The following is a 10,084-nucleotide window of genomic DNA, read 5'->3' as shown; positions in this document are numbered from 1 at the left end:
CACCGCGCGGGTGGCCGGCTGCCCCGAGTGGGACGTCGCCGAGCTGCTCAGGCACACCGGGCAGGTGCACCGGTTCTGGACCAGGATCGCCGACGGCTCCGTCACCGACCCGTCCGACAACGTCGCGACCGCCTCGGCCGCCGGCGGCACCGCGGCCGGCACCGCGGCCGGCGCTGCGGTCGGCACCGCGGCCGGGGCCGGCGCCGCGGGCGCGTCCTCCTGCCCCGGGGTCGCGGCGGCCTGACGGCGGCGCACGATCCGGGCCGTCAGCAGCCCGGTGACGGCCATCAGGGCGGCCCCGGCCAGGAACGGCGCCCGCAGGCCGAACGCGTGCGCCACCACCCCGGCCAGCGCCGCGCCCACCGCCACACTGCCGTTGGCCACCATCTGGTAGGCCATGCTGACCCGCCCGAGCAGGTCGGCCGGGACCAGGTTCTGCCGGATCGAGACCGCGGTGACGCCCCAGGACATCGAGAGCGCGCCGTACCCGATCGTGCCCAGGCCCGCCAGCGGCCAGGAGTCGCTCAGCCCCGCGAAGGCCAGCGCGGCACCGGCGCCGAGCGTCCCGGCGAGCAGCGCGCCGGTGGTGCCCAGCCGCGCGGCGATCCGCGGCGCGGCCACCGAGCCGAGCACCCCGCCGATCGCGAAGGCGACCACCAGCAGGCCGTAGCCGAGCGGTCCCAGGCCCAGCACCTGGCGGGCGTAGAGGACCAGGATCGCGATCACCGCGCCGAAGACCAGGTTGCTGCCGCCGGCGGTCAGGCACAGGGCGCGCAGCAGCCGGTGGCGGGCCAGCCAGCGCACCCCCTCGGCCGCCTCGCCGACCAGCCCGCCCAGACCGCGGGCCGCGCGCCGGGGCACCGGTCCGTCCTGGGGTGCCGGTCCGTCGTGGGACGGCGTGGCCGGGGTGGCCAGGCCGCCGCGGATGCCCAGGACCAGCAGCGCGGCCGTCGCGAAGGAGAGCGCGTCGACCGCGAACGGCGTCAGCGCCGCGAGGCCGAAGAGCACCGTGCCCAGGGGGGCGCCCAGCAGCGAGTCGGTGACCAGCCCGGCCGCCTGCAGCCGACCGTTGGCGCGGGCCCGGTCGGCCGGGGCGACCAGCGCCGGCACCGCCCCGGCCCACCCCGCGTTGTAGAACGTCTGCCCGCAGCCGAGCAGGAAGCCCACCACGGCCAGCAGCGGCACGGTGACGGCGTCGGCGGCGATGGCCACCGCGAAGGCCGCGGCCAGCACCGCGCGCAGCCCGTCCACCGTCACCAGCAGCCGGCGGCGGTCGACCCGGTCGGCCAGTGCCCCGGCCGGCAGGCTCAGCAGCAGCCAGGGCAGTTGCTCGGCGGCGGCGACCAGGGCCAGGTCGCGCGGGTCGCCGGAGAGCCTGGCGGCCAGCAGGGGCAGCGCCACGAAGCGCATGCCGTCGCCGAGGCTCGATACCGTGACGGCGGACCAGAGCAGTCGAAAGCGGCTTCCCAGCGGCGCCGCGGCCGCTCCCCCGTTCGTAAACATGAACTAGACTCTGATTCACGTTTGACATCCTGTCAAGGAGCGCCGTGCCCGCCCTCGATCCACCCGCACCCACCGCCCCGCCCGCGCCGCCGTTCGGCGTGCTGCGCGCACCGCAGCAGGCCCGCAGCCGCGAGAAGGTCACCCGCATCCTGGCGGCCACCGCCCGCCTGCTGGCCGAGCGGCCCTACCAGGAGATCGGCACCAAGCTGATCGCCGCCGAGGCCGGCGTCTCGGTCGGCGTGCTCTACCGCTTCTTCCCGGACAAGGAGGCGATCGTGCTCGGCCTGGCGGTGCAGTGGCTCGACGAGTTCACCGTGCTGATCACCCAGGAGCTGTCCGCCCCACTGCCGGCCGACCCGCGCGCGCTGGCCGCGCGGCTGCTGGCCGCCCAGGTCCGCTTCCGGCGCGAGCAGGCGGGCTTTCGCCAGCTCTGGTTCAACGGACCGCCCCTGCCGGCGCTGCGCGCCCACGACGACCGGAGCGACCGGACGATGGCCGACGCGATCCGCGCGGTCCTCGTCGACCACTACGGCCTGCCCGACTCCCCCGCCTTCGCGCTGCGGGTCGAGCTGGTGGTCACGACCGTCGGCGGGCTGCTCAACGAGGCCTTCCGGCACCGGGAGGAGGGCGACCCGGCGATCCTCGCGGAGATCCAAGTCATGCTCGACCGCTGGCTGTTCGCGCTCCCCGACGACACCGGCCAGAGCCACTGAGGCCGGATCGGAACACAACCTTCCGGGTCCGCGGGCGGTCTCACCGACGAGACGCCTCGCCATCCGCCGCCCGGGAGGGGACCTGTTGCCACGGCCACCGCACCACCACCCCGACGGGCAACCGCACCCCGGCGACGACCCGCCGCCCTGCTCCTCGGACCACTGCTGGCTGGTCGAGCTGACCGGCATCGACGGTCTGCGCTACGCCTACCGCGTCTACGCCTCGCGCCACGCCCTGCCCGGCGACCTCTTCTGGTCCGCCCTGCACCATCACGACGCCGGGCCGCTGCCGCGCGTGCTCGACCTCTTCGACACCGCCCGGATCCGCCCGCTCACCTGAGCCGACCTCGGGCGCGCCCGGGCCACTGGTGGCACCTGAGCGCCCGCCCCCCCCGCCCCCCGCCGTCGAGGCAGGGGGACGGGCGGCACGGGCGCTCACCTGGTCACTCGCCGGCTCGCCGACCGTTCAAGGACCGTTCAACGACCGCTCAGTGACCGGTCGGCGAGGAAGCGCCGGTACTCCTCAAGGTCCAGCGGGTTGCCGTCGGTCCGCACCCGGCGGGGTGCCGGGCCGCGGACCGCGCGGTCCGGGCCGGCCTGGGACCACAGCGCGCCCTCGCCGCCGGTGAGGCCGGGCAGGGCCTCACCGAGTTCCTGCATCCCGGCGGCGGGCAGTTCGGCGGTGAGGGTCCACCGGTCGCCGTTCTCCCGCGCGGCGCCGACGATGCCGCCGAGGACGGCGATCCGCGCGGCCACCGCCCCGACGGTGTCCTCGGGCAGCTCGACCTCCACCTCCCGGCACGGCTCGTACACCCGCGTGCCCGCCAGGCTCAGGGCCCGCAGCAGGACGAGCGGTGTGAGCCGGCGGAAGTCGGCGGCGGTACTCAGCGGGGAGGCCCAGCCCGCGTGGGTCACCGTCACCGCGCAGTCGGTGACCTCCCAGCCCAGCAACCCCTGGCGCAGGCTCAGGTACACCGTCTCCTCGATGGCCCGGTGGAACGCCCGCGGCAGCGCTCCCCACTCGGTCTCCCGCGCGTAGCGGATCCCCGAACCGTGCGGGGCCGGCTCGACCCGCAGGCCGACCGTGGCCCAGAACCCGTCGGGACCCGGACCCAGTTCGCGCAGCGCCGCGCCCGTCCCCAGCGGTCGCTCGCGGTAGACGGGCGTGACCGGGGCGAACTCCGCCTCGACGCCGAACTCCCGCTGGAGGCGCGCCGCGAGGACCTCGCGCTGGACCGCGCCGTGCAGCAGCAGCGAGAGGCTCCCGTCGGCGGCGGTGCGGGTCCTGATGAACGGGTCCTCGTCGGCGAGGGCGCCCAGTGCGGCGTGCAGGGCGCCCTGCTGCTCGGGGCGGCGGGCGCGCACCGCGGCCTCCAGCCCCGGCGGGGCGAACCGGGCGGGCGGCCGGTCCCGGTGGCCGGCACCGATCCGGTCGCCGACCCGGATGCCCGGCAGGCCCCGCAGGATCCCGATCCCGCCGGCGGTGAGCAGCCCCCGCCCCTGCTCGGCGCCGCCGCCCGCCTCGCCCACGTCCTCGAGCCGGGCGATCCGTCCGCCGAGGGTGGTCGTGCCCTGCGCCTCGTCCCGGTGCAGGGTGACCCGCTGCCGCTCGCGCAGCCGGCCGGCGAAGAGCCGGACGTACGCCCGTTTCTCCCCGCCCGGCGTCCGGTCGACGGCGAAGACCGTGCCACTCGCCGGGGCCTGGCCGTCCGCGGCGGGCGAGGGCAGCAACGTCGCGATGCCCCGGGCGAGTTCATCGACGCCCGCGCCGCTCAGCGCGGAGCCGAAGAGGACCGGCTGCACCAGGGCGGCGGCCGTCTGCCGGACCAGCTGCTCGCGGACCTGCGCCTCGGTGGGCGGCGGGCCGTCCACGAGCCGGGCCAGCAGGGCCGCATCGTGCTCCGCGAGAACGGCGGCCACCGGCGACTCCCCCTGCCCGTCGACCAGCGGGAGTGGGACGGCCCGGGCGCCCGGGGTGCCGATCCCCACGGTCGAACCGAGCGGGACGAGAGCGGGCGCCAGGCCACGGCGGAGCTCCGCCAGCAGCGTGCTCTCGCGGGCGCCCATGCGGTCGATCTTGTTCACGAAGATCACCGTGGGCAGCCGCAGCCGGCGCAGCGACTTCATCAGGACCCGGGTCTGGGCCTGGATCCCCTCGACGGCGGACAGCACGAGCACCGCCCCGTCCAGGACGGCCAGGGCGCGCTCGACCTCGGCGATGAAGTCCGGGTGGCCGGGCGTGTCCACCAGGTTGACCCGCCGGCCGGCCATGGTCAGCGGCGCGACGGCCGTGCGGATGGTGATCCCGCGCTCGCGCTCGAGTTCACCCGCATCGGTGGTGGTGCTGCCCTCGTCGACGCTGCCGAGCGCGGCCAGGGCGCCGTGCTCGAACAGCAGCCGCTCGGTGAGGCTGGTCTTACCTGCGTCGACGTGGGCCAGGATGCCCAGGTTCAGGGGTGTGACGGTCACAGTGGTCCTCGGAGGCCAGAGAGAGGGCGTGGGTCAACGCGACTACTCCGAGCTTTCGGCGCATGACTCTCTCCTTGCTGCGAGGACGGTCGTACACGGCACGACCGACGGGCGGCCCGGACACTACCGCACGTCCCCGGTGCGGCGCCGCCCTTTTTCTCCCGCCCCACCCCCGGGGCCCGCGGAACCTCAGGCGCGAATGGTGTACCAGGCGCCGAGGTGGTTGCACCCGGTGGCGTCGTAGGTGGTGCTGCGGTAGCCGGCCGGGATCGGCGAGTAGGGGCAGGTCCAGATCCCGTTGCGGACCAGCCGGTGCTGCCAGCCGCCGACGCCCGCGCAGCCGGTCGGGTCGTAGTTGGTGATGACGTATCCGGACACCACGGGCGAGCCGGAGCAGGTCCAGATCCCGTCCCGCGCGGGCTGCTGCAGCCAGGCGCCCGCGCCGTTGCAACCGCCCTTGTCGAACATGGTGATGACGTACCCGGTGGGAACCGGCGTGCCCGGGCAGCTGAACCCGCCCAGCCGGGCCACCGAGGCGACCGCCGGCGCGGTCGCGGCGCCCGCAGTGCCGGCGCCCGCCCCCGTGAGGGCAGCCGCGAGCAGGGCGACGGCGCCCACGGTCGCGGCGATCCTGCTGCGCACGAATGCCGTCGTCGTCCTGCGGCTCCACACGGCACGGATTCGGTCGTTCACATCCACCAGTCCCCTCCACAAGCCCGGTTGACAGTTGTCGATGACCAAGAACGTCTCACTGTCGAGTAAAGGGTCACCCTAGTGGGAACACGATGTGAAGGTCTATCACATGATGAAAACACTAATGGCCGGAACCCACCTGCCCCCTGACCTCGCATCAGGCCGGATCAGAAGGCGTAACGGATGCGCAGCCAGGGTGCGTGCGCGCGGACGAGGGCGCCGAGTCGGTCCACGGCGGCCCGTTTGAGTTCGGCGCGGTAGCGCAGGTTGTGGGCGCCGTTCTGCGAGAGCTTGGTCTCCTGCAGGGCGGGCTGCCAGAGCATGTCCTCGGCCCGGGGGTGCCAGCCGAGGTTGACCTCGTGCAGGTCGCGGTTGTGCGTCAGCATGATCACCTCCGCGGCGGCCTGCGCCTTCACGGCGGCGGGCAGCACGTCGTCCATCCGGCGCAGCAGGTCCGCCCAGGCCTCCTCCCAGCCGGGGCGCAGCACCACCGGCGACAGGTTGAAGTGCACCTCGTACCCGGCCTCCAGGAAGTCACCGGCCGCGGCGATCCGTTCGGCCACCGGGCTGGTGCGGACGTCCAGCAGTCGGGAGTCCTGCGGGGGCATCACCGAGAACCGGATCCGGGTCCGCCCGCGGGGGTCGTGGTCGAGCAGGGCGGGGTTGACGAACTTGGTCGCGAAGGACGCCTTGGCGTTCGGCCAGCGCCGGAACGCCGTGACCAGGTCGGCGGTGCCGTCGCAGAGCAGGGCGTCCACGGAGCAGTCGCCGTTCTCACCGACGTCGTAGACCCAGGCGGTGGGGTCGCACTGGTTCGGCTCGGGCTTGCGGCCCTGGCGCGCGACGTGCCGCCCGATGGCCTGGAGCACCGCCTCGGTGTTGGTGAACAGGGTGACGGGGTTGGCGTACCCCTTGCGCCGGGGCACGTAGCAGTACGCGCAGGCCATCGCGCACCCGTTGGACAGGCCCGGCGCGATCCAGTCGGCCGACCGGCCGTTGGGACGCACGGTGAGGCTCTTGCGGACTCCCAGCACCAGCGTCCCGGTCTTGGTGCGCACCCACCGTTCGACGTTCCCCTCGTTGCCGTGCAGGTGGGGGATGCGCCAGTGGGAGTCCACGGTGATCAGCCGCGCCCGGGGGAAGCGGTCGAGGACCTGTCGGCCGCACGCGGAGCGGGCCGCCTCGGGTTCCGCGTAGATCTCCTGGACGTCCAGCAGCCGCGCGGCAGCCGCGGTGACGGGCCGTACCGGCCCCGGCCCCGGTGCCGGTCGCCGGGCGGCGGGCGGATCGAGGTCGCTGAGCGGGAACAGCCCCTCGGGCTGCGGCGGGTGGTCACGGTGGGCGGGCATCTGGACTCCGGGGGAACAGCGGGCCGGGCCCCCATGATCCCCCAGGTGCGGGCCCTGCGGGCGGCGCGCGGTCAGGGGATCGTCGGCGGGTCGAGGTCCTTCGTCATGAAGACCCTGCCGGTGCCCGGCGGGTCGCAGGGGACTTCGCCCAGGCGGCGCCAGCCGTGCTGCGCGTAGAAGCCGGGGGCCTGGAAGGTGATCGTGTACAGCACCGCCGTGCGGCAGCCGCGCGCACGGGCTTCGCCCTCGGCCCGGCGCAGGATCTCGGCCCCCAGGCCGCCACCGCGCAACTCGCGTGGCAGGAAGAACAGATCGAGGAAGAACAGCCCGAGCGAGGTGCGACCGGTCAGACCGCCGATCACCCCTCCGGTCGAGGAGTCACGCACCAGGACGGCCAGCGGGCGGCGGTCGTCGATGGCTGTCGCGTCGACGTTGAACCGGTCCAGGGCATCGGAGATGAGCGAGACCTCGCTGGGCTGCGGGGCGTCGGTGACCGTGAGGCCGATGCCGGCCCAGCGGGTCGGAGGCGTGCTGTCGGTGGCGGGCATGAGACTCCCTGGGGGCTTGGCGGAAGGGGGCGGGCCCGGGGCGCGGTGGCCCCGGTCGGTACGGGACGCTACGGCGCGGACGCTTCGGTCCGACCCGAAGCGAGATCGACGACAATCGGGGCATGGACCATCAGCGCGAGGGCCGGGACATCGGCGTGGACCTGGCCGCCGTGGCCAGGCTGCTGGCCGACCGCACCAGGGCGGACTTCTGCCTGGCCCTGCTGGACGGCCGGGCCTGGACGGCCACGGAACTGGCCCGCCGTGCCGGCGTCGCGGCCTCGTCCGCCACCGAGCACCTGAACGTGCTCGTCCGCGGCGGACTGCTCGTCGAGGAACGGCACGGACGCCATCGCTACCTGCGGATGACCGATCCCCGTGTGCTGGCCCTGATCGAGAGCCTCGCCGCGCTCGCGCCGCACCGCACCGCAGAGCCCCGTTCGCTGTCGGGCTCGGGACGCCGGCGGGCGCTGGCCCGGGCGCGGCTGTGCTACGACCACCTGGCCGGGGAACTGGGCCTGGCCGTCACCGACTCGATGGCCGACCGCGGCCTGCTGGCCTGGGGAAGCGACCCGTCGCTCACCGCCCAGGGGGCGGCCTGGCTCGACGACCTGGGCATCGCCCTGCCCGAGGCCTCCCGCAGACCACTGGTCCGCGCCTGCCTGGACTGGACCGAACGGCGCCCGCACCTGGGCGGGGCCGTCGGCGCCGCCCTCTGCGGGCACGCCCTGGCCGCGGGGTGGGTCACCCGGATCGGGACCACCCGTGCCCTCGCCGTCACGGAGCTGGGCAGCGAGGCCCTGCGCGACCACATCGGACTGTCCGCGGCCACCGAACCGCCGTCCCACGACCGGCGACAGGCCCGGTAGCCGCCCGGTCATCGGCCCAGGGCGACGACGGCCGCATCTCCATCGGGCCCGGATACCCACCGGGGTACAGTGAAAGGATCGAAGGAGGCTGAGATGCAGGTGGACGAGGCGGCGGTCAAGCCCGTGCTGAACCGGTTGCGCCGGGCGCAGGGGCAGCTGGCGGGTGTGATCGCGATGATCGAGGCGGGCCGGGACTGCAAGGACGTCGTCACCCAACTCGCCGCCGTGTCGCGGGCCCTGGACCGGGCCGGGTTCAAGATCGTGGCCAGTGGGATGCGGCAGTGCCTGGCCGACGCCGAGCAGGGCGGGGCACCGATGAGCGAGGCCGAGCTGGAGAAGCTGTTCCTCGCCCTGGCCTGAGCCCGGCCTGAGCCCGGCCTGAGCCCGGCCTGAGCCGGGCACGGCGCGGGCGGCCCGCGCAGGGCAGCCAAGGCGGCGGCGAGGGTGGGCGGTTGGGCCCTCGGGTGACGACCGGGAGCCTCTCCATCCCCACCGCACCCCGACGCCCTCCCGTCAGCGCCCCCCGAACGGCCACCACGACCGCTTCGGCGCCGGCGGGCAACCGCACCGCTGCGCCTTGGGCACGCCGGCCAGCACCTGGTCCACGTGGTTGCCGCACCCGGAGTAGGTGGCCTTGCCGCACTGCTTGCACGTCACTCGACGACACATGGTGGGGTCCTTCCCGTCCGGGGCGGAACCACCGGATCGATCGCTTGAGGTCATCATACCCCTGGGGGTAATTCTCCGAACTGGCCACGACGTCGGCGCCAGCCGCCGACAGGGTCGGAATGCGCCGCTCCGCTCGCTGGTTCCCGTACTCTGGATATACCCCAGGGGGTAACGGGACGGGCCAACCGAGCGACCTGAGCCCACCCATCGACCGGAGGAAAACCCATGGACCACGGCCTCTCCACCACCCTCGCCCTGCCCTTCGCCGAGACCGTCGACCGGGTGCGCGCCGCACTCGCCGACCAGGGCTTCGGGATCCTCACCGAGATCGACATCCAGGCCACCCTGCGGGCCAAGCTCGGCGAGGAGCTGGAGGACTACCTGATCCTCGGCGCCTGCAACCCGCCGCTCGCCCACCGCGCACTGCAGGTGGACCGGCACATCGGGCTGCTGCTGCCGTGCAACGTCGTGGTCCGCACGACCGAGGACGGAACCCTGGTCGAGGCGATGGACCCGCACCTGCTGGTCACCGTCACGGGGCGCCCGGACCTCACCTCCGTCGCGGAGGAGGCCTCGGTGCGCCTGCGAGCCGCCCTGGACTCCCTCACCGGCTGACCTCGTCGCCGGCCCGTCAGTTGGAGAAGTCCTGGGTCATCCACACCGTGCCGGAGCCGTCGCGGACGAGCGCGATGCCCACGTGGGTGAACGCGGTGCTCAGGATGTTGCGCCGGTGACCGTCGTTCGGCGGCTTCTCGTCGAGCATGCTCTGGGTGAGGCTCACGGCCTGGGTGGCCTCGGCCGTCGTGTTCGCCGCCACGGGCCCGCCCTCGCCGATGTTCTCGCCCGCCGAACTCCACTGCACGCCCTGGGCCTTCTCCCGTTGACCGACGTCCGGCTCGCCCGGGCACTGGTGGGACAGGCCGCACCCGGCGGACATGGTCCGGCTGTGCAGGGCCGCGCTGCTGTTCAGGGCCGGGTCGAGGGTGTAGGGGGCGAGCCCCTGCGCGGCCCGCGCCTGGTTGATGCGGTCCAGGACCGCCTGGACGGCGCCGTCGCCGTCGCCGGAAGCGGCCGGAGCCACGACCGGGACCGCGGCCGGCACCGGCGGCGGGGCCGGTGGGGCCGGCTGGGTCGGTGGGGCCGGCTGGGTCGGCTGCGGGGAGGCCGCCGGGACCGTCGCCTGGGAGGGCATCGACGCGGCGGCGGGTGTGCTCGTCGGACCGACCGCGGCGGCCGGCCCGCCCGGCGCACCCGGGGGAGCGCCGGACCCCGAC

At 74.7% G+C, this 10,084-nt stretch carries 12 protein-coding genes and 1 pseudogene; 6 read left to right on the top strand and 7 right to left on the bottom strand.

The window, feature by feature from the left end; all coding sequences use genetic code 11:
• Positions 1-10: 10 nt before the first annotated feature.
• A complete protein-coding gene (locus tag ABD323_RS46125; protein ID WP_425556291.1) occupies positions 11-244 on the top strand; it encodes a maleylpyruvate isomerase N-terminal domain-containing protein in 234 nt (77 codons plus the stop codon).
• Here the strand turns inward: ABD323_RS46125 and ABD323_RS36980 are convergent.
• Positions 205-1,503 (bottom strand): annotated as a pseudogene (locus tag ABD323_RS36980) (MFS transporter); the annotation flags it as partial. The gene ABD323_RS46125 and the pseudogene ABD323_RS36980 overlap by 40 nt on opposite strands.
• 44 nt (positions 1,504-1,547) lie before the next feature.
• Here ABD323_RS36980 and ABD323_RS36975 point away from each other — a divergent pair.
• Both ABD323_RS36975 and ABD323_RS36970 read left to right on the top strand, forming a co-directional pair.
• A complete protein-coding gene (locus tag ABD323_RS36975; protein WP_344446480.1) occupies positions 1,548-2,216 on the top strand; it encodes a TetR/AcrR family transcriptional regulator in 669 nt (222 codons plus the stop codon).
• A gap of 85 nt (positions 2,217-2,301) precedes the next feature.
• Positions 2,302-2,556 carry a hypothetical protein gene (locus ABD323_RS36970; protein WP_344446482.1) on the top strand — a complete coding sequence of 85 codons (255 nt, stop codon included), beginning with the start codon at positions 2,302-2,304 and terminating at the stop codon, positions 2,554-2,556.
• 137 nt (positions 2,557-2,693) lie between these two features.
• Here ABD323_RS36970 and ABD323_RS36965 read toward each other — a convergent pair whose 3' ends face one another.
• The 4 genes from ABD323_RS36965 to ABD323_RS36950 form a co-directional block, all read right to left on the bottom strand.
• Positions 2,694-4,685, bottom strand: a complete 1,992-nt coding sequence (locus ABD323_RS36965; protein ID WP_344446479.1) for a GTP-binding protein — start codon at positions 4,683-4,685, stop codon at positions 2,694-2,696.
• 189 nt (positions 4,686-4,874) lie between these two features.
• Positions 4,875-5,327: a hypothetical protein gene (locus ABD323_RS36960; RefSeq protein ID WP_344446478.1), complete on the bottom strand. Its 453-nt coding sequence runs from the start codon at positions 5,325-5,327 to the stop codon at positions 4,875-4,877.
• A 218-nt stretch (positions 5,328-5,545) separates the two neighbouring features.
• Complete coding sequence (locus tag ABD323_RS36955) at positions 5,546-6,727, bottom strand: spore photoproduct lyase family protein (protein ID WP_344446477.1); 1,182 nt, start codon at positions 6,725-6,727, stop codon at positions 5,546-5,548.
• Between the two features lie 71 nt (positions 6,728-6,798).
• The gene (locus ABD323_RS36950) at positions 6,799-7,275 is read right to left on the bottom strand and encodes a GNAT family N-acetyltransferase (RefSeq protein ID WP_344446476.1); all 477 of its coding nucleotides are present in this window, start codon (positions 7,273-7,275) and stop codon (positions 6,799-6,801) included.
• Between the two features lie 122 nt (positions 7,276-7,397).
• Here ABD323_RS36950 and ABD323_RS36945 point away from each other — a divergent pair, with 122 nt between their 5' ends.
• Both ABD323_RS36945 and ABD323_RS36940 read left to right on the top strand, forming a co-directional pair.
• Positions 7,398-8,141, top strand: a complete 744-nt coding sequence (locus tag ABD323_RS36945) for an ArsR/SmtB family transcription factor (protein WP_344446475.1) — start codon at positions 7,398-7,400, stop codon at positions 8,139-8,141.
• Positions 8,142-8,234: 93 nt separating this feature from the next.
• The gene (locus tag ABD323_RS36940) at positions 8,235-8,501 is read left to right on the top strand and encodes a metal-sensitive transcriptional regulator (protein ID WP_344446474.1); all 267 of its coding nucleotides are present in this window, start codon (positions 8,235-8,237) and stop codon (positions 8,499-8,501) included.
• A gap of 153 nt (positions 8,502-8,654) precedes the next feature.
• Here ABD323_RS36940 and ABD323_RS36935 read toward each other — a convergent pair whose 3' ends face one another.
• Positions 8,655-8,798: a hypothetical protein gene (locus tag ABD323_RS36935; protein WP_344446473.1), complete on the bottom strand. Its 144-nt coding sequence runs from the start codon at positions 8,796-8,798 to the stop codon at positions 8,655-8,657.
• Between the two features lie 237 nt (positions 8,799-9,035).
• Here ABD323_RS36935 and ABD323_RS36930 point away from each other — a divergent pair, with 237 nt between their 5' ends.
• Positions 9,036-9,425: a DUF302 domain-containing protein gene (locus ABD323_RS36930; protein WP_344446471.1), complete on the top strand. Its 390-nt coding sequence runs from the start codon at positions 9,036-9,038 to the stop codon at positions 9,423-9,425.
• Positions 9,426-9,441: 16 nt separating this feature from the next.
• On the opposite strand, the gene ABD323_RS36925 is transcribed toward ABD323_RS36930, so the two are convergent.
• Positions 9,442-10,084: CAP domain-containing protein (locus tag ABD323_RS36925; RefSeq protein ID WP_344446470.1), on the bottom strand; the 643-nt coding region annotated here is incomplete at its 5' end.

Source organism: Kitasatospora nipponensis (assembly GCF_039528135.1).
Taxonomy (GTDB): Bacteria; Actinomycetota; Actinomycetes; order Streptomycetales; family Streptomycetaceae; genus Kitasatospora; species Kitasatospora nipponensis.
Note: the sequence above shows the minus strand (reverse complement) of the source record. Positions and strands in the feature narration are given on the sequence as shown.

Bases quoted from the DNA above. Each gene is read 5' to 3' on its own strand.
- ABD323_RS36955 (WP_344446477.1), bottom strand. From the start codon at position 6,727: ATGCCCGCCCACCGTGACCACCCGCCGCAGCCCGAGGGGCTGTTCCCG.
- ABD323_RS36950 (WP_344446476.1), bottom strand. From the start codon at position 7,275: ATGCCCGCCACCGACAGCACGCCTCCGACCCGCTGGGCCGGCATCGGC.
- ABD323_RS36945 (WP_344446475.1), top strand. From the start codon at position 7,398: ATGGACCATCAGCGCGAGGGCCGGGACATCGGCGTGGACCTGGCCGCC.
- ABD323_RS36940 (WP_344446474.1), top strand. From the start codon at position 8,235: ATGCAGGTGGACGAGGCGGCGGTCAAGCCCGTGCTGAACCGGTTGCGC.
- ABD323_RS36930 (WP_344446471.1), top strand. From the start codon at position 9,036: ATGGACCACGGCCTCTCCACCACCCTCGCCCTGCCCTTCGCCGAGACC.